Genomic DNA, 17,684 nt, shown 5'->3' with positions numbered 1-17,684 from the left:
AGGTCAGGCGACAACGCCCTTGGCGACGAGTTCGCGGGCGACCTCGCGGTATTCCTTCGCCGTCTTGTGGTTCGGCGAGTAGATCGTGATCGGCGCGGCGGCGACATTGGCGTCCGGCAGCTTGATCGAGCGGGAGATGACCGAGTGGAAGACCTTGTCGCGGAACGCCTCGTAGATGCGCTGCAGCACCTCGTCGCAGTGCAGCGTGCGGGTGAACATCGTGACGAGCACGCCGTAGACCTCGAGCGACGGGTTGATGCGCATCTGCACCTTCTCGATCGACTGCATCAGCAGCGCGACGCCGCGCAGCGCGAAGAACTCGGCGGCGACCGGGATGATGACGCCGTCGGCTGCCGTCAGCGCGTTGACGGTGAGCAGGCCCAGCGACGGCTGGCAGTCGATGATGATGAGGTCGTATTCGTCCTTGATCGGCCGCAGCACGCTGGCGAGCACCTGCTCGCGCGCGACTTCGGTGACGAGCTGCACCTCGGCGGCCGACAGGTCGATGTTGGCCGGCATGATGTCGAGGTTCTCGAAATGCGTGTGCTGGATGACGTCGTGGACGTCCATGCGCGGATTGAACAGCGCCGTGTAGACGGTGTTCTCGAGCGCGTTCGCGTTGATGCCGAGGCCGACGGTGGCGGCGCCCTGCGGATCGAAGTCGACGATGAGCACCTTGCGGCCGTACTGCGTCAGCGCGCCGGCGATGTTGATGGAGCTCGTGGTCTTGCCTACGCCACCCTTCTGATTGCACATGGCGATGACCCGGGCCGGGCCGTGCTGCTGCAGCGGTTTCGGCGCCGGAAACGTCGTATATTCGCGTCCAAGCAAATCCGTAGGCATAGATCTCACTTTATCAGTTCAGTTGAGAATCGTTCGTTTTCTTCCCTATAGTGTACTGCCATTTTCCGGCAGTCTGTTCATTTTGGCATGTTCTGGTGAGGTTGGCCGTTCGATTGTGTGCGATTTTCGCGTCAACGCGCACGCGGATGGCTGAGCAGGTACGTTTCCTTGAGCGTCTCGGGGCTGACGTGCGTGTAGACCTGCGTCGTGCGCACCGACGCGTGGCCGAGCAGCTCCTGCACCGAACGCACGTCGGCGCCGCCCTGGATCAGGTGCGTGGCGAACGTGTGGCGCAGCGTGTGCGGATGGAGCGGGCTGGTCAGGTGCGCCTTCTGCCCGGCGTTCGACAATACTTCCCAGACCGACTGGCGCGAGATGCGCCGGCCGCGCTTGTTGAGGAAGACGGCACGGCGTTCCGGCGACGCCGTCTTGCGATTGACGTTCGCCTCGAGCGAAGGCCGGCCGTGGTCGAGGTACTCCCCCAGCGCCGCCGCCGCGTACTGGCCGAACGGGACGAGCCGCTGCTTGGCGCCCTTGCCGGTGAGCCGCACCACCCGTTCGTCGAAGTCGATGTCGTCGAGGTTCAGCGCGCACAGTTCGGAGACGCGGGCGCCGGTCGCATAGAGCAGTTCCAGCATCGCGGCGTCGCGATATTCGACGGGCTGGCCGGAAACCGGCCTGACGGCGTCGAGCAGTCGCGTCACCTCGTCGACGGTCAGCGCCTCGGGAAGCCGCTCGGCCGATTTCGGGGCGCGCACCTGGGCGGACGGATCGTCCGCGGCCAGCCCCTCGCCGACGAGGAAACGGTGGAACATGTGGACGGCGGCGAGCCGGCGGGAGCGCGAGCCGGACGACTGGCCGTCGTCGGCGAGGTCGGCGACGAACGACTCGACGTCATCGCGGCGGATGGCCGACGGCTCGTCGATGCCGTGCCGTTGCAGCCAGTTGCAGTACAGCTCGAGGTCGGACCGGTACGCGGCGACCGTCGCCGGCGACAGGCCGCGTTCGATGTCGATGTGCGCAATGAACCGGTCGACGAGTTTCAACAGCATACCGGCCACCTTACCGCAGTCCGGCCGAAACCGCGGACGCTACGCGACGGCGGCCCGCATGATGGCACATATGACAAGATGTCACGAACCCGGGCTCGAGGCTCGGGTTCGTGACATCAAGATAAGGTCAGGTCAGGCTTGACGCGACGCTCAGGCGTTGACCGGGGCGTTGACGTCCTCCGGGAGGGCGGCCTTGGCCTGCTCGACGATGGCCTTGAAGGTCTCCGGATCGGACACGGCGATCTCGGCGAGGGCGCGACGGTCCAGTTCGATGCCGGCGAGACGCAGGCCCTGGATGAAGCGGTTGTAGGTCATGCCTTCGGCGCGGACGGCGATGTTGATGCGCTGGATCCACAGCTTGCGGAAGTCGCCCTTGCGAGCCTTGCGGTCGCGGTAGTTGTAGTTGAAGGAGTGCAGCAGCTGTTCCTTCGCCTTGCGGTACAGGCGGGAACGCTGGCCACGGTAACCGCTCGCGCGGTCGAGGACAACACGACGCTTCTTGTGGGCATTCACTGCGCGCTTGACACGTGCCATATTTCTTTCCTACTTTCTAAAGTCTGTTTTCAAATTCCGTCCGGGAAGAGTTGCGTGGTCGGGACCGGGGATTGAACTGAAGGTCCCGTCGCGACTCAGCGACCCAGCAGGCCCTTCATCTTGCGAGCCTGCGACGTGGCGAGAGCGGTCTCTTCCTTCAGCTGACGGCGCTTGCGAGCCGACTTGTGCTCGAGGTTGTGGCGCATGGAGCAGCCTTCGTGCATCACCTTGCCAGTGGAGGTCACGCGGACGCGCTTCTTGGCGGCGGAATTGGTTTTCATCTTCGGCATTGCTGCCCTCCTTGGTTTTTCTTCTGTTCGGAAGTCTGGAAGAACGTCCGGTCGCTCAGATCCTGGCCGCGGCCTCGGCGTCCTTGACGGCCTTCTGCTCGGCCGCCGGGTTCTCGGCCTCGACGGCGCTCTTTGCCTCGGCGGCGGCCTTGGCTTCGGCTTCCTTCTTGGCGGCCAGTCGGGCGGCCTGACGGGCCTGGCGCTCGGCACGGGACTCGGCGCCGCGACGGCGCTGTTCCGACTGCGTGTGCACCTTCTTGCCCTTCGGCGCCAGCGTCATGATGATGTTGCGGCCTTCCTGCTTCGGAGCGGACTCGATGGAGCCGTACTCCTCGACTTCGTCGGCCAGGCGCTGCAGCAGTTCGACGCCGCCGATCGGGCGGGACTGCTCGCGTCCGCGCAGCATGATCGTGACCTTGACCTTGTCGCCGCCGCTCAGGAAGCGGATGACATGGCCCTTCTTCACGTCGAAGTCGTGCTCGTCGATCTTGAGGCGGAAGCGGATTTCCTTGATTTCCGCGGTGCTCTGGTTGCGACGGGCTTCGCGCTGCTTGACCTTCTCGTTGTACTTGAACTTGCCATAATCGATCAGCTTGGCGACCGGGGGCTTCGCATTGGGCGCCACCTCGACGAGATCGAGGTTCGCTTCCTTTGCCAGGTTCAGTGCGACGGAAGTCGCGATGACCCCCACCTGTTCGCCATTCGGTCCGATAAGGCGCACCTGGGAGACGCGAATCTCGTCATTGATCCTTGGTTCGTCGCTAATGATGACTCCAATCCTCAAAATGTTCGGTCGCGGGAATCGTGCCGAAAACACTTCGCGGAGCCAAGTCGCAAGGATGCCGCCGACGTCGTCGGATGACGCCGGGTTTCGTCGTCGTTCCGTTCGTTGACGACGGAACGATTCGCCCGCACAATCCGGCGCCGCTCGTCGCGACGGTCCAGCAGGGGCCGTTCAGGCATTGCCTCGGACCCGAAACCATGAAGGGTTTCCAGGTGGGTTTCCCACTTTCTTGATTTCTCAAGCCTTTGCGATAATAGCACGCCCCCTGACAATCGGCGTGTTGGATCGCAAAAGGCGGCAGTTCCGCGAACGGAACTGCCGCCTTTCCAGCGACTGTCGCCAGTTACTTCGTCAGGCTCACTCGGAGATCTCGGCGAAATACAGCAGCGTACGGATCATGTTGGAGGTGAAGCCGTACTCGTTGTCGTAGAAGGAGACGGTGCGGACCATGTTCACACCGTCGACCTCGTTGACATCGGTCTGCGTCGGATCGAAGACACCGCCGTGGGTGTCGCCGATGATGTCGGAGGACACGATGTTGTCCTCGTTGTAGCCGTAGTACTCGCAGTTCTCGAAGGCGTCCTTGAAGGCGGCGTTGATCTCGTCGACCGTGGCGGACTTCTCGAGGACCGTCGTCAGCTCGGTGACCGAGCCGTCCGGGACCTGGATGCGCTGGGCGTGGCCCTGCAGCTTGCCGTTGACGGACGGGACGACCTTGCCGATGGCCTTGGCGGCGCCGGTGGAGTGGGCGATCGTGTTGATCGCGGCGGCGCGCAGGTTGCGGCCGGTCTTGGTGCCGCGCGGGCCGTCGAGCAGCATCTGGGTGCCGGTGTAGGCGTGGATGGTGGTCATGAAGCCAGCCTTGATGCCCCACTTCTCGTCGAGCAGCTTGACCATGGCGGCCATCGAGTTCGTCGTGCAGGAGCCGGCGGAGACGATGACGTCGTCGGCCTTCAGGATCTCGTGGTTGACGCCGTAGACGACGGTCGGGGTGGTCTCGTCCTTGGCCGGGGCGGAGATCAGGACCTTCTTGGCGCCGGCGTTGATGTGAGCCATCGACTTCTCGGCGGAGGTGTAGAAGCCGGTGCACTCGAGGACGTACTCGACACCGTCGTTCTTGACCCACGGGATGTTGTTGGCGTCCTTCTCGGCGTAGACCTTGTATTCCTTGCCATCGACGATGATGGAGTCTTCGGTGGACTGGACATCGACCGCGGTGCCGTCATCGTGACGGAAGACGCCGTGGGTGCTGTCGTACTTGAGCAGGTAGGCGAGCGTGGCCGGGGTGGTCAGATCGTTGATGGCAGCGACTTCGATGCCGGCGGCTTCGCCACCGCGAGCCTGCAGCTCGAAGATGCGACGGAAGGCCAGACGACCAATGCGGCCAAAGCCGTTGATACCAATCTTAACAGTCATGTAGTTCTCCCTTACGGAAATTGGCGGTTTGTAAACCAACGGTTCCTACTCTAATTGTTCTGCGTGACGAACGGCAAGCCCTCTGGCGCGTTTCGGCGGCGATCCGACGCCGTTCTGTCGCATTAGCGCGCGTCGTTTCGTTCACGTTCACGGGCACTGGTCCGTTCCCCCGTCGTCGCCCGCGAGGACAGCGCGGCCGAGACCTCCGTGCACACGTCGCCGATCGTGCCGCCCGGTTCGCGGTGACGGCGCCAGTCCGGTCGCGGCGTGCCGACCGGATAGCTGACGAGCAGCGTGCCGTCGGCGACGTCGATGGTCGCCGGGACATGCGGCAGGAATTCGTTCGAGACGCCGTTGACCTCGCTGTTCGTCATCGTCGCGCCGGCGAGTTCGTATTTCATGCCCGGCTCGCTCACGCCGCGGGCCTCGTCGCTGTGGGCGAACACGGAGACCATGCGGTTGCCGGCGGGCTCGTGGGCCGGGAAGTCGAGCGCCGCGTCGGTGATCGCGACGACGACGGTGCCGTCGCCGTGCAGGAACACCAGGCCACCGTGCAATGACACCAGCGCCGCGCACTGCAGCGCCGAAATCGTGTGGTCGATTCTGCCGCCGAGCGCCCCGTACACGTCGAAGACGCGCGCCCCCTCGCGCCAGCCGAGCTTGAGCGCCGACAGCAGGTCCGGATCGTCCTTCTCCCTCGGCAGCACGATCGTATGCGCGTCGTCGGCGGCAACCGGCGAGGACGCGACATCCGAGACGGAATCGAAGTCGCCGACGACGAAGTCGGGAACGATGCCGGCGTCGCGCGCGTGGTCAAGGCCGCCGTCGGCCGCGACGACGAACGATTCGTCCGCCAGCACCGACCCGTCGGCCGCGACGGCGTCGCCGGTCGCGATCGCCTCGCCGTAATACTCGCCGGCCGCCAGCACGACGCAGTGGCGCGGCACGGCGGACCCGGATGGATGCACTGGAGCACTAGTCATAAGCCATCATCATATTCTCCCGGTGTCACGAACCCGGGCTGACAGCCCGGGTTCGTGACACCAGGAGAAGGAGGCGGACCGCCGGGCAACGAAAAGACCCGCCGGGATTGGCCGGCGGGTCTTCGACAGTTGTCGCGTCAGGATCAGGCGTTCGGGCGCTTGCCGTGGTTGGCAGCCTTCTTGCGACGATCCTTGCGCTTGCGTCCGCGCATACCCATGATGGTCTCCTTTACGATAACGATTGGTAAGCCTTCGGGATTATCTCACACCGACGCGACGAGCGTCCGTATCAGGCCGGTCGCCGGGGCGGTCGCGGGAGCCGTTGCGGTCCGTCGCGGGAATCGTTCCGGCAATGTCCTCAGTCGGCGACGACGCCGATCAGCAGGTCAGTCTCGCTCGACGTGCCCGGCTCGATGACGATGAGGTCGTCACCGGTCTTGAAGGCGTTCGCGTAGGCCGTCTGCGGCTCGACGGCGACGCCGGCCGGGTGCGAGTCCGGAGGGAAGCCGGTGCCGTCGCACACCTGGAACGACGTGATCGTCTCGTCGCCGACGATGCGGATCTTCAGGCCGTCGGGGCGCGTGAACAGCGCGGTGACGGTGCCGTCGGCCTCGTGCTCGACGTCGGTCAGCGCGTCGTCGTACGGCTGGTCGTCGAGCAGGCGGCCGCCGTCGGCACGGAAGTCGAACTTCGTGCCGTCGACGGGCTCGAGGCCGGTCGGAATGAGGTTCCCGTTGACGACGACATGCGTCTTCGCCGGAATCTGCAGGCGGCAGCGGGCGTTGTCGGCGTCGATGTCGTCGCCGTGCTTCCAGCCGCCGTTCGCGAGCCACGGGTGCATCGCCAGCGCCCACGGCGCCGGCTTGTCGTCGTTGTTGTAGGCGTCGAAGTGGATGTGCAGGCCGTCGTCGTCGAGGCGGTAGGTCAGCGTCACGACGACGTCGAACGGATAGCCGGCGAGGTCGGGCACGCGCCACCACAGCGTCACTTCGTCCCCGGACAGGCTGTCGAGGTTCCAGTAGCTGCGGTAGCCGTAGCCGTGGATGGCGTTGTTGCGCTCGTGCTCGTCGATCGGCAGTTCGTAGTCGACGCCGTCGAACGTGTAGGTGCCGCCCTCGATGCGGTTCGGGAACGGGATGAGCGGCTGGCCGGCGCAGCAGTTGACCAGCTCGTCGGCGCCGAACGACGCGAGGATCGGCTCGCCCTTGTACGTGAGCTCGCGCAGGATGGCGCCGAGCTGGGCGACGGTCGCCCTGTAGTCGCCGTGGACAATCGTGTACTGCTGGCCGGTGCGCGGCGGCAGGTTGCGTTTCGTGGTCATATGCACCTTCACTTCGTTGTGTCGTGGTTCAAATCGGCGGAAACCCGCGGCCGGGAACGTTCACGGCCGCCGTCGGTTTCCCTGTCGTGAACGATTCTACCGCGCCGTCGCCAGACCCCGGTGTGAGGAGTACTCCCCCGCACGCACAGGAAGAGAAAGGAAGAGGTCACCACGTCGCGATCGGGGCGCTCGTGGCGTCCAGGACGGCGAGGAGGTCGGCGGGGTTGATGCCGATGTCGAAGCCGCGCTTGCCGCCGGAGACGAGGATGACGTCGAAGTCCATCGCGCTCTCGTCGAGGACGGTGCGGTGGCGCGTGCGCTGGCCGAGCGGCGAAATGCCGCCGACGACGTAGCCGCTTTCGCGCTGCGCGACCTTCGGGTCGGCCATTGTCGCCTTCTTCGCCCCGACGGCGGCCGCCAGGGCCTTGAGGTCCATGTGCCCGGACACCGGCACGATGCCGATGACGCGCTCGGCGCCGATGTCGGCCATCAGCGTCTTGAACACCTGCCGCTCGTCGTAGCCGAGCTTCTTCGCGGCCTCGACGCCGTAGCCGTCGGCCATGTCGTCGGAGGAATGCTCGTATTCGTGGGTCGTGAACGGGATGCCGGCCTTCTCCAGCATCACCGTCGCCGGCGTGGAGCCAGCCCCCTTCTCGTGCTTCTTTTTCGCCATGCCGCCCACTATAGGACGTCATCCGCATGTCGCAAACCCGGACTGGCAGCCCGGGTTCGCGACATGCGGGACAAGCCGGAAGCAACTATGCGCCGGTCGGGCGGAATCGGCGTACGGCAGGAGGCAGGACGAAATGCATGTCCTCCTTCGTCGTCGCAATGGTCTCGACATCGGTGAAGCCGAGCGACTCGAGCTTCTCGATGACGCCGGCGACCAGCGCGTCGGGCACGCTCGCGCCCGACGAGATGCCGACGGCCTCGACCGGTGTGCCGGACTGCGCCATGTCGTGCGGATCGTGCGGGACAAACCAGTCGTCGTCGAGTTCCGACGCGTCGTCGACGCGCCAGGCGCGGCCGCGCAGGCCGCGGGCCGACAGCGCCTCGTCGGCGACTTCCATCAGCCGCACGGTGTTCGACGAGTTCGCCGAGCCGACGATGACCATGCAGTCGGCGCGCTCGGCGACGGCCTTGACGGCGGCCTGCCGGTTGCTCGTCGCGTAGCAGATGTCGGAGTTCGGCGGCAGCTCGATCCACGGGAACCGGCGGCGCAGCGCAGCGATCGTCGAGGACGTCTCGTCGACCGACAGTGTCGTCTGCGTGAGCAGCACGAGCTTCGTGTCCGGACCGAAGTCGAGCGAGTCGACGTCGCCTTCGTGCTCGATCAGGTGGACGTGCTCCGGCGACTCGCCGACGACGCCGACGGCCTCGTCGTGGCCGCGGTGGCCGATATAGACGACCTCGTAGCCGCCCTTGACAAACCGCAGCACCTCGCGGTGCACCTTGCCGACGAGCGGGCACGTCGCGTCGACGACGTCGAGGCCGCGGCGCTTCGCCTCGGCCTGGACGGCCGGCGAGACGCCGTGCGCCGAGAAGACGACGGGAACGCCGGCGGCGGCCGCCTCGTCGGGAATCTCGTCGAGCTCGTCGACGAAGACGGCGCCGCGCTCGCGCAGCTGCTCGACGACGTGCCGGTTGTGCACGATCTGCCTGCGCACGTAGACCGGCGGCAGCGCCGTGGCCGGTTGCGTCTCCTGATCCGGCGCGATTCCGGCGCCACAAGCCGCCTCGGCGTCGTCGCCGGCCGCGCCGTCGAGGATCGTCTGCACCGTCAGGATGGCGCGGTCGACGCCCGCGCAGAATCCGCGAGGATCCGCGAGCACGATTCGTTTCGTCACTTGGTGGCGTTCTCCTTGCTGTCCTTGCCGCCCTTGCCGTCGGCCCCGGACGCCTTGCCGGCGCGGTTCGGGTTGTTGTCGGGGCGCTGGCCGGCGGCTTCCTTCCAGTCCTTGTTCGTGCCGCCCTTCTCGTCGACCCTGATGTCCTTCTTCGCGTCGCCGCGCAGCCTGGCGCGCAGGTCCTTCATCAGGACGAGCGACCGGTACAGCGTCTTCTTGATCGGGAAGTCGTGGCCGGCGGCGACGGCCGTCGTCTCCTTCGTGAACTTCGTCTTGAATTCGTTGAGGGGCTTCAGCGACGGGGCGAAGTCGTTGCCGATGCCCATCAGGTCGAGCTTCTCGAGTCCCTGCTCGCCGAGCATGCAGGCGACGGTGAACAGCAGCTTGTCCGGCACGTGCAAGCGGCGGACGGCCGACAGCATCGACGCGTAGTAGTAGACGGCGGTCTTGCCGTGCATCGCGACGATCGACCACGCGACGACCTTGTCGTCGATGCGCGCCGCGAACACGCGGCAGTGATCCGGGCCGAGCGCCTTGATCATGTCGGTGTAGTCGCTCATCGGCGCCGGGTTGAAGCCGTCGCGCTGCGACGTCTCGACCATGACGTGGTAGTAGTCGGTGAAATCCTGCGTCGCCTGCGCGGTCTCGTCGGCGATGTCGGCCGGGCATTCGCGCAGCGCCTTGCGCACGTCGCGGCGGCCGCGCGACTTCATCCTGGACAGGATGCCGTCCTCGCCGCCCTCGAGGTCGAGGACGACGGTCTCGCTGTACGGCACAGTGGACAGCACCGGATACTGGTCGTCATCGTCGTGCCACGTGTCGATGCGCAGGAACGCGACCTGCTTGTCGTGGATGCGGACGAACTTGAGCAGCGCCTGCACGGCGTCGTTCTCCTGCTCCTGCGTCGGCCTGGAGGCCCAGGACGGTCCGTGGATCGAACGCAGGTAGTGGTAGCCGTGCGTCTCCATGTCGATCAGCGAGATCACCGCGACGACGTCGCCGCCGTTCGCGTTGTCGCGGATCAGCAGCGATCCCCACGGCTTGCGTCCCGGAATTCCGCTCTGGAAATCGGCCCAGACCGCGGTCTGCTCGATCGGCAGCTCGATGCCGGCCTCGGCCGCCTTCTGTTCCATCGTCGCCGGCGTCACCCGTTCGATCACCATCATCTTGTCTTCACTCCCAACATTCGTGGTTTCGTACGATTCACCCTACACGAGGCGTTGCCGATCATTCGGCGAAGACCCGCTCGACGATCCTGTCGTCGCCCTCGTACGGGACGTGGCGGTTCTCGACCTTGACCCAGCGCTCGTTGCCCTTGCCGATCGCGAGGACGACCTGCAGGTGTTCCGGATCGTTGGCGGCGCGGGCGTCGTTCAGGGCCGTCTCGAGCGCCTCGGTGCGGTTGAGGATGATGCGCGCGTCGAGGTCCTCGTTCGTCACGCTGGCAAGCATCGTCTTGCACACGTCGAGGATCGACTCGGTGTCGGTGTCCTCGTGCGTCAGGATCAGCCGCGCGATGCGGTCCTGTGCCGCCTCGACGATCTCGGCGCGGCGGTCGTACGCCTTGTTGCCGGCCGAGCCGGTGACCAGCGTGACGACCGGATGCCGGTCGCCGAACCGCTGCTCGACGAAGTCCAGCAGCGCCTTGACGGATGCGTAGTTGTGCGCGTAGTCGACGATCGCGAGCGTGTTGGAGGACGGATCGTGAAACTCCTCCATGCGGCCGGAAATCCTCACCGACCCGAGCGCCTCGAGCATCGAGTCGTCGACGGTCAGGCCGACGGCGGCGACGAGCGCGACGGCGGCCGCGGCGTTCGCGTAGTTGAAGTCGCCGTCGATGGCGAGCGAGACGTCGCCGACATGCTGACCGAACGCCGTGACGGCGAAGCGGCGGTGCGACTCGTCGACCGGCATCGCGACGACGCTCGCGTCGGCGTGTCCCTCGGCGAACGTCGTGACCGGCACGCCGTCGAGCGCGGCGTCGTCCTCGATCAGGTTGCGGTGCTCGCAGTCCTCGCCGAGCACGAGCGCGTTCGTGTTCCTGACGATCTGGCGCTTGCAGTACAGGTAGTCCTCGAACGTCGGATGTTCGATCGGGCTGATGTGGTCCGGCGAGATGTTGAGGAAGCCGGCGGCGTCGAACTGCAGGCCGAAGACGCGGCTGACCTTGTACGCCTGCGACGAGACTTCCATGACGAGGTACTGCATGCCGTTGTCGGCGGCCTCGCGCATCATGCGGAACGCGTCGAGCGATTCCGGCGTCGTCAGGTCGCTCTCGACGAACGTGTGGCCGTCGACGCAGTTGTCGACCGACGAGAACAGCGCGGCCTTGCCGCCGCTGGCCGCCGACAGCATGGCGTGCGTGAAGTATGACGTCGTCGTCTTGCCCTTCGTGCCGGTGATGCCGATGACGGTCATCTCGTCCTGCGGATAACCGTAGAAAGCGGCGGACAGCAGCGCCATCGCCTTGCTCGCGTCCTCGACGATGAGGCCGGGAGCCTTCGTGTACGCGCCCATGTCGCTCGTCGCGACGTAGGCGGCCAGGCCGTTCCCGTCGGCGCCGTCGAGATATTCCGGCTTGAATCGTCCCTTGCAGAACAGCAGCGATCCCGGCACGATTTCCTTCGTGCTGTAGGTGACGGCGGCGAACGGCACGTCGCTGCCGTCGACGTCGGCCGGATTCATTGTCCACAGGTCGCCGGCGATGATCTCGCGGAGCAGGTGGTGTTCATAGAGCAACGTGGCCGCCGACTGCAGCGTAACTGACATGGCTTTCCTCGTGTTTCTTTCTGTCGGGATTGATACTGACGAATACTGGCGGACATTCTACCGCCGTCGACCAACCTCCGGAAAAACGGCAAGATGTCGCAAACCCGGGCTTCCGGGCCCGGGTTTGCGACATCTTGCGAATTCCGTACGACTGGCAGGTCAGTACTGCCGGTGGACGATCGTCGTGCGCACGACACCGTCGTCGGTGACGGTCGTGCTCGACGTCACCGTCGTGACCGACGTCGCGCCGGTCGCCGTGACCTGCGTGACCGGCAGGCCGGGCTGGCCGGCCGCGCGGGCGACGGCGGCCTGCTCCTCGACGCAGCGGTCGAGGGCGGCCTGCAGCCGGTCGTACAGCGACGTCGGCGCGGCGAGCGGGCGCAGGTAGGCGCGCATCGCCGCGATGACGAGCCGCTCGGTCTCGTCGCAGCAGCAGCACGGGTCGAACCGGTCGCCGGCGACGACGGTGCTGCCTTCCGGCTCGTCGTCGCCGTAGTACGGCTGGTCGTCGAGCTCGTCGGTCCCGGCGGCCCCGTCGGCGAACGGCACCGCGTTCATCATCGATTCATCTCCCGTCATGCTTCCTCCCCTGTCGCGGCGGCCGTCGCGGCCTCGCCGATCCTGTCCTTCGTCGTCTTGAGATCCGGCGTCTTGATCGCCGGCGCATTGTCGGGGTCAATCCACTTGGTCGCGGCTTTATTCGGCGTCGTGTCGGCCCTGCCCGGCTTCTTCACAACCCGCGCGGCGTCCGCCTGCGACTTCGTGTTCGGCTTCGCGGCCGATTTCGCCGGCTTCTTCGGCGTCGTGGTCGCGGCGGCCTTCGTCTTCGGCGGCCGGCCGCGGCGTCGCGGCACCGGCGCACCGTCCTCGCCGATCTGCGGCTTCGGGGCCTCGTAGCCGCGTTCCCTGGCATAGTGTTCGAGTTCGTTGCGCAGCTGTGTCCTGGCACGATTCAGCCGGCTCATCACGGTGCCGATCTTGATGCTGTGTTCCTCGGCGACCTGCTTGTAGGGCTTGCCGTCGATCGCGGCGTCGATGAAGACGCGGCGGCGTTCCGGCGACAGCTTGTCGAGCGCGGCCATGATCTCGGCCGGCGCGAACGCCTCGAGGTATTCCTGCTCGGCCGACTTCAAGCCGGCGGCCGTGTGGCCGGAGGCGGCGTAGATGTCCCAGTCATCGTATTCGCCGGTGGAGCCGTTGGCGCGCTTCGGACGGCGCTTCATCTTGGCGTACTGGTTGAAGAACGCGTTCTTCTCGATCGTCGTCATCCACGCCTCGAAGTTCGATCCGGGGCGGAACGAGTCGAACGCCTTGAACCCGCGCTCGAACGTGTCCTGGACGAGGTCCTGCGCGTCGTCGGGATTGTTCGTGTATTTCATCGCGAGCCGGTACAGCGAGTCGACGGCCGGAATCGCCAGCGACTCGAACCGCTTGCGCTTCTCCTCCATCGTCTCGTTCGCGAACGGATTGACGTACTCCTCCATCGCCTCGGCCCCGTCGGCCGAGGTGGAGTCCCCGTCGATGTCCGGCGTCACGGCGTCGGCCGGCGCCCCACCGCCGGCATCCGTCTGTTCCAAAGTCTCATCATTCACAAGGCATATTCTACCGGCCACTGCCCGACCGGCAGTCATTGCGCCAACCGTAAAGCGCGGGCGACAGCACGGCGCGGGCAGCGGCCACGGCGATCAGCCCTCGTCGGTTTCGGTCTCGGCGACTTCGGGGGCGTCCTCGATGTTGTCAAGTTGCTCGTCGGACAGGCCGCTGTCGGCGTAGATGTTCTCGTCGACCTCGACGTCGCCGGCGGCGTCGGTCGAGATGTCGAGGACGTTGAAGACATCGAAATCGGTGTCGGTGTTCGTCTCGTAGTCGAGCTCCGCCTCGTCGGTCACGTCGAAGTCGTCGGGGTTGGCGCCGGCGGACGAATCGTGCGCATTGTTCCGCAGCGATTCGGCGACTTTCCTGCCGTCCGGATCGACGTTCGGCCGGTGGATGCGCTCCTCCTTCGTGAGCTTCAAGTCCGGATGCACCGACTCCTTGAGCAGCAGGCGCGCGTCGCCGGCCGTCACGAAGCTGCCGCAGATCAGCACGCCGTGGCCGTAGCCGACGCCGAGCTCGTCCTCGCTGTCCACGCGGTCGACGGCCGCCTGGATGGCGTCCGGCAGATCCGGCACGACGGTGACGCGCTCGGCACCGAAGACCTTCGCCGCGATCTTGCCGAGCTCGTCGGCCGGCATGCAACGTTCCTTCCACGAGTTTTCCGTGACGATCAGCTCGCTGACGACCGGCTCGAGCACGCCGAGATACTCCTCGACCTGCTTGTCCCCCATCATCGCGACGACGGCGACGAGCTGCTGGAAGTCGTAGTTCTCCTCGATCGCCGCGCGCAGCGCCTCGGCGGCGTTGACGTTGTGGCCGCCGTCGATGATGATCGTCGGCGACGTGCGGATCTGCTCGATGCGCCCCGGAATCTTCACCGAGCTCAGCGCCTCGGCGACCAGGTCGCCGTCGAGCGGCCCGTTAACCGGAATCACGGCCTCGGCCGCGCAGAGCGCCGCGAGCGCGTTGTGCGCCTGATGCTCGCCGAACTTGGCGACCGGCACGTCCTCGTAGGTGCCGGTCGGCGTCGAGAACGTGCACAGCTGGCCGCCGACGGCCGGCGTGCGCGTGACGACCTCGTCCTCGGCGACCCTGACGCCGCGCGACTGCAGCTCGGCGACGCCCAGACCGGTGTCGTCGGCGAGCTGCTCGAGCGACGTGACCGGCGTGCCGTCGGCGCCCGGGTCGTAGATCAGCGTGGCGCCGTGCTCGGCGACGGCCTGCTCGATGATCGGCATGACCTCGTCCTCGTGCGGCTGCGGCTCGACGACGACGGTGCAGCCGTCCTTGATGATGCCGACCTTCTCGCCGGCGATGTCCTGCACCGTCGGGCCGAGCCACGCCATGTGGTCCATGTCGATCGGGCCGAGGACGGCGGCGTCGGCGTCGAGCACGTTCGTCGCGTCCCAGCGGCCGCCCATGCCGACCTCGACGATCGCGACGTCGACCGGCGCGTCGGCGAACTTCCAGATCGCCATCGCCGTGAGCACCTCGAAGAAGCTCATGCGCGGACTGCCCTCGGCGTCCATCTTCGCGTCCACGAGCGCGACGAGATCCCTGACCTGCGTCCAGAGGTCCACGAAGTCGTCGTCGGCGATCTGCTGGCCGTCGATGGCGATGCGCTCGTTGACATGCTCGAGGTGCGGCGACGTGAACAGGCCGGTGCGCATGCCGTACGCGCGGCACAGCGCCTCGGCCATGCGGGCCGTCGAGCCCTTGCCGTTCGTGCCGGTCACGTGAATGACGCGGAACGATTCCTCCGGATGGCCGAACACGTCGAGGATCATCTTCATGCGCCGCAGGTCGAGGTTGGTCGTGTTGCGCTCGCTGGGCCGCGACATGATGTCGCGCTCCACCTCGCGCATCGTCAGGGCGCCGTCTGGACGTTCAAGGGACATGCGTTCGCTTCTTTCGCTGAGGATAAAGATATGTTGTCATTGTAGGAGGAGGGGACGCACTGGATTTTTCATCGTTTCGGATCCGGTGCGTTTTCGCACAAAACCGCACATTCGCATGTGCCGGGAAGCCTTGGAATACCAGGGTTCTGGAGAGTGGTGCGAAATGAAGAACGCACCGGATTTTTCAGGCGGAAAAATCCGGTGCGTGCTTCCTATTGCAATGCACTCGCGAAGAGCGCCCGCGGGTTGCCGGCGGCGGCGCGCCTGAGGTACTCGTCGACGATCGCCATGCGCTCGACGGTGCTCCTGGCGAGCGGCGACGGCAGCGCGTCGAGCGGGAACCAGCCGACCGACAGGCTTTCCTCGTCGCCGACGAACGGGTCCGTGTTGCCGTCGGGGTTGGCATGGGCGAGGAACAGGTGGTCCATGTACATCGTCCGGTCGCCGTTGGCGTACGTCGTCACGCGGTTGTCGGAGCGCACGTCGACGAGGTCGGTGACGATCACGTCGACGCCGGTCTCCTCCTTCGCCTCGCGGATGACGGTGTCGGCCGGCTGCTCGCCGGGCTCGTTGATGCCGTAGACGAGCGCCCATTCGCCGGTGTCGGAACGCCGGCCGAGCAGCACCTCGCCGCGGTCGTTGACGATGTAGCCGGTCACGCCGGCCAGCCACAGCAGTTCGTGGCCGATCTTTCCGCGCAGTGACAGGATGAAGTCGGGAGTGGGCATGGTCAGCGGGCGCCTTCCGCGGCCATCGCGGCCATCCAGGCCTCGACGTCGTCGATTTCCTTCGGGATGGCCTTCGAGATCCATTCCGGACCGTCCTCGGTCATCAGCACGTCGTCCTCGATGCGGATGCCGATGCCGCGGTATTCCGGCGGAATCAGCAGGTCGTCCTCGCGGAAATACAGGCCCGGCTCGATCGTGAAGATCATGCCCGGCTTGATCTCGGCGCCCTGGTAGCTCTCGTAGCGGGCCTGCGCGCAGTCGTGCACGTCGAGGCCGAGATGGTGGGCCACGCCGCAGGCGTGCCAGCGGCGCAGCTGCTGGCCTTCCGGCGACAGCGCCTCCTCGATGTCGACGGTGAGGATGCCCCAGTCGTGCAGCGAGTTCGCGAGCGAGCGCATGCAGGCGTGGTGGATGTCGGAGTAGGTGCGGCCCGGCTGCGCGGCCTCGAAGCCGGCCTTCTGCGCGTCGAGCACGGCCTGGTAGAGCTTCTTCTGGAAACCGGTGAACTTGCCGCCGGTCGGGAACGTGCGCGTGATGTCGGCCGTGTACAGGCTGTCGACTTCCACGCCGGCATCGATGAGCAGCAGCTCGCCGTCCTCGACGGTGCCGGTGTTGCGCATCCAGTGCAGGATCGGCGCGTGGGCGCCGGACGCGATGATCGTGTCGTAGCCGACCTCGTTGCCTTCCTCGCGGGAAACCGAGTTGAAGGCGCCCTCGAGCATGCGTTCGGAACGCGGCTTGCCGATGACTGACGGCAGGCGGCGCAGGATGTTGTCGAAGCCGAGCTTCGTGGCGGCGACGGCCTTGCGGACCTCGTTGATCTCGTAGTCGTCCTTGATCATGCGCTGCTCCGACGCGAACTCCTTGAACTTGTCGTCGGCGGCGCCGTTGGCGGCCGGGTCGCCGTGGCCGGCGGCCTGGCGGACCGTCTCGACCATCGCGGTGACCTGCGGGTCGGTGTCGGCGATGACGCGCACCTGCACGCCGTCCTTGCCGATCGCGTCGGCGAGCTGGGCGATGTCGGCGGTCTCGATGCCGGTCATCGCCTCCATCTCCTTGACGCCGGCGCGCGGACCGACCCAGTACTCGCCGTAGTGGGCGTCCTTGAAGAAGTCCTGCGTGTAGTGGTTGGCACGCGGCGCGACGAACAGCTGCGGCGTGTGCGTGGCGCCGCCGGCGGCTTCCGGCGACTCGGGGTCGACGGGGTTGAGCACGAGCACGGCGCCGGCTTCGTAGTCCTGGCCGAGGCCGGTGTAGTAGACGAACGCCGAGTCGGGACGGAACATGTAGTCGCAGTCGTTGTTGCGCACCTTCGGCTGGCCGGCCGGGATGACCAGGCGCTCGCCGGGGAACGCCTTGCCGAGCGCCTCGAGTCGCGCCGGCGTGTACGCGGCCGACTCGAGCCGCTCGGCTTCCGGCTCGTTGTCGTCCCAGCCCTGCGACATGAACTCGACGAACGCCGCCGACCGCGGGCTCAGCGTGCGGTTGTTGACGCGGTCGCCCATCGCCTGATCATTCCCCGGCGCGGCGGCCTCCTCTTCCTTCTGGTATTCGCGGTCGCGTTCCGTAACGACATCACTCATGATGAACGATCCTTCCCCTCAAGACAGTGTTGCAAGCCAT

17 protein-coding genes and 1 pseudogene are annotated in these 17,684 nt (G+C 66.3%); all 18 read right to left on the bottom strand.

Translation table 11 applies throughout. The features are described 5' to 3' along the window. Positions 1-3: 3 nt before the first annotated feature. Positions 4-843 (bottom strand): ParA family protein, encoded by an 840-nt coding sequence (locus F6S87_RS05680; protein ID WP_163227690.1) that lies wholly within the window; start codon positions 841-843, stop codon positions 4-6. A gap of 131 nt (positions 844-974) precedes the next feature. Then, positions 975-1,895, bottom strand: a complete 921-nt coding sequence (gene xerD, locus F6S87_RS05675) for a site-specific tyrosine recombinase XerD (RefSeq protein WP_163227689.1) — start codon at positions 1,893-1,895, stop codon at positions 975-977. A gap of 150 nt (positions 1,896-2,045) precedes the next feature. Next, a complete protein-coding gene (gene rplT / locus F6S87_RS05670) occupies positions 2,046-2,429 on the bottom strand; it encodes a 50S ribosomal protein L20 (RefSeq protein WP_163227688.1) in 384 nt (127 codons plus the stop codon). 95 nt (positions 2,430-2,524) lie between these two features. After that, complete coding sequence (gene rpmI / locus F6S87_RS05665) at positions 2,525-2,719, bottom strand: 50S ribosomal protein L35 (protein ID WP_163227687.1); 195 nt, start codon at positions 2,717-2,719, stop codon at positions 2,525-2,527. 55 nt (positions 2,720-2,774) lie between these two features. Then, the gene (gene infC, locus F6S87_RS05660; RefSeq protein WP_163227686.1) at positions 2,775-3,503 is read right to left on the bottom strand and encodes a translation initiation factor IF-3; all 729 of its coding nucleotides are present in this window, start codon (positions 3,501-3,503) and stop codon (positions 2,775-2,777) included. A 357-nt stretch (positions 3,504-3,860) separates the two neighbouring features. Next, positions 3,861-4,919: a type I glyceraldehyde-3-phosphate dehydrogenase gene (gene gap, locus F6S87_RS05655; protein WP_163227685.1), complete on the bottom strand. Its 1,059-nt coding sequence runs from the start codon at positions 4,917-4,919 to the stop codon at positions 3,861-3,863. Between the two features lie 122 nt (positions 4,920-5,041). Further along, positions 5,042-5,902 (bottom strand): thiamine diphosphokinase, encoded by an 861-nt coding sequence (locus tag F6S87_RS05650; protein ID WP_163227684.1) that lies wholly within the window; start codon positions 5,900-5,902, stop codon positions 5,042-5,044. Positions 5,903-6,045: 143 nt separating this feature from the next. Further along, positions 6,046-6,120, bottom strand: a complete 75-nt coding sequence (locus F6S87_RS08965) for a 50S ribosomal protein bL37 (protein ID WP_003817083.1) — start codon at positions 6,118-6,120, stop codon at positions 6,046-6,048. Between the two features lie 140 nt (positions 6,121-6,260). Continuing rightward, on the bottom strand, positions 6,261-7,223 hold the full coding sequence (locus tag F6S87_RS05645; protein ID WP_163227683.1) for an aldose 1-epimerase family protein: 963 nt from the start codon (positions 7,221-7,223) through the stop codon (positions 6,261-6,263). 166 nt (positions 7,224-7,389) lie between these two features. Further along, positions 7,390-7,896, bottom strand: a complete 507-nt coding sequence (gene ybaK, locus F6S87_RS05640; RefSeq protein WP_163227682.1) for a Cys-tRNA(Pro) deacylase — start codon at positions 7,894-7,896, stop codon at positions 7,390-7,392. Between the two features lie 85 nt (positions 7,897-7,981). Further along, complete coding sequence (locus F6S87_RS05635; RefSeq protein WP_163227681.1) at positions 7,982-9,070, bottom strand: 4-hydroxy-3-methylbut-2-enyl diphosphate reductase; 1,089 nt, start codon at positions 9,068-9,070, stop codon at positions 7,982-7,984. 161 nt (positions 9,071-9,231) lie between these two features. Then, a pseudogene (locus F6S87_RS05630) lies at positions 9,232-10,236 on the bottom strand (lipid II:glycine glycyltransferase FemX); the annotation flags it as partial. Positions 10,237-10,297: 61 nt separating this feature from the next. Beyond that, positions 10,298-11,839, bottom strand: coding sequence for a UDP-N-acetylmuramoyl-L-alanyl-D-glutamate--2,6-diaminopimelate ligase (locus tag F6S87_RS05625; RefSeq protein WP_163227679.1), 1,542 nt, complete (start codon positions 11,837-11,839; stop codon positions 10,298-10,300). A 159-nt stretch (positions 11,840-11,998) separates the two neighbouring features. Next, positions 11,999-12,418: a hypothetical protein gene (locus tag F6S87_RS05620; RefSeq protein WP_163227618.1), complete on the bottom strand. Its 420-nt coding sequence runs from the start codon at positions 12,416-12,418 to the stop codon at positions 11,999-12,001. After that, complete coding sequence (locus F6S87_RS05615) at positions 12,415-13,323, bottom strand: sigma-70 family RNA polymerase sigma factor (protein WP_231129416.1); 909 nt, start codon at positions 13,321-13,323, stop codon at positions 12,415-12,417. Before F6S87_RS05615 ends, F6S87_RS05620 begins: the two co-directional genes overlap by 4 nt. A 201-nt stretch (positions 13,324-13,524) precedes the next feature. After that, positions 13,525-15,300, bottom strand: coding sequence for a bifunctional folylpolyglutamate synthase/dihydrofolate synthase (locus F6S87_RS05610; RefSeq protein ID WP_163227852.1), 1,776 nt, complete (start codon positions 15,298-15,300; stop codon positions 13,525-13,527). Between the two features lie 245 nt (positions 15,301-15,545). Then, complete coding sequence (locus tag F6S87_RS05605; RefSeq protein ID WP_163227678.1) at positions 15,546-16,061, bottom strand: NUDIX hydrolase; 516 nt, start codon at positions 16,059-16,061, stop codon at positions 15,546-15,548. Positions 16,062-16,063: 2 nt separating this feature from the next. After that, entirely contained in the window at positions 16,064-17,644 is a 1,581-nt protein-coding gene (locus tag F6S87_RS05600) for an aminopeptidase P family protein (protein ID WP_163227677.1), read from the bottom strand. Positions 17,645-17,684: the final 40 nt, after the last annotated feature.

The sequence above is a fragment of the Bifidobacterium choloepi genome, from assembly GCF_010667615.1.
Taxonomy (GTDB): domain Bacteria; phylum Actinomycetota; class Actinomycetes; order Actinomycetales; family Bifidobacteriaceae; genus Bifidobacterium; species Bifidobacterium choloepi.
Note: the sequence above shows the minus strand (reverse complement) of the source record. Positions and strands in the feature narration are given on the sequence as shown.

Excerpts from the sequence above, each read along its gene's own strand:
- F6S87_RS05680 (WP_163227690.1), bottom strand. The coding sequence starts at position 843 with ATGCCTACGGATTTGCTTGGACGCGAATATACGACGTTTCCGGCGCCG.
- xerD (WP_163227689.1), bottom strand. The coding sequence starts at position 1,895 with ATGCTGTTGAAACTCGTCGACCGGTTCATTGCGCACATCGACATCGAA.
- rplT (WP_163227688.1), bottom strand. The coding sequence starts at position 2,429 with ATGGCACGTGTCAAGCGCGCAGTGAATGCCCACAAGAAGCGTCGTGTT.
- rpmI (WP_163227687.1), bottom strand. The coding sequence starts at position 2,719 with ATGCCGAAGATGAAAACCAATTCCGCCGCCAAGAAGCGCGTCCGCGTG.
- gap (WP_163227685.1), bottom strand. The coding sequence starts at position 4,919 with ATGACTGTTAAGATTGGTATCAACGGCTTTGGCCGCATTGGTCGTCTG.
- F6S87_RS05650 (WP_163227684.1), bottom strand. The coding sequence starts at position 5,902 with ATGACTAGTGCTCCAGTGCATCCATCCGGGTCCGCCGTGCCGCGCCAC.
- F6S87_RS05645 (WP_163227683.1), bottom strand. The coding sequence starts at position 7,223 with ATGACCACGAAACGCAACCTGCCGCCGCGCACCGGCCAGCAGTACACG.
- ybaK (WP_163227682.1), bottom strand. The coding sequence starts at position 7,896 with ATGGCGAAAAAGAAGCACGAGAAGGGGGCTGGCTCCACGCCGGCGACG.
- F6S87_RS05625 (WP_163227679.1), bottom strand. The coding sequence starts at position 11,839 with ATGTCAGTTACGCTGCAGTCGGCGGCCACGTTGCTCTATGAACACCAC.
- F6S87_RS05620 (WP_163227618.1), bottom strand. The coding sequence starts at position 12,418 with ATGACGGGAGATGAATCGATGATGAACGCGGTGCCGTTCGCCGACGGG.
- F6S87_RS05615 (WP_231129416.1), bottom strand. The coding sequence starts at position 13,323 with ATGGAGGAGTACGTCAATCCGTTCGCGAACGAGACGATGGAGGAGAAG.
- F6S87_RS05610 (WP_163227852.1), bottom strand. The coding sequence starts at position 15,300 with ATGCGCGAGGTGGAGCGCGACATCATGTCGCGGCCCAGCGAGCGCAAC.
- F6S87_RS05605 (WP_163227678.1), bottom strand. The coding sequence starts at position 16,061 with ATGCCCACTCCCGACTTCATCCTGTCACTGCGCGGAAAGATCGGCCAC.
- F6S87_RS05600 (WP_163227677.1), bottom strand. The coding sequence starts at position 17,644 with ATGAGTGATGTCGTTACGGAACGCGACCGCGAATACCAGAAGGAAGAG.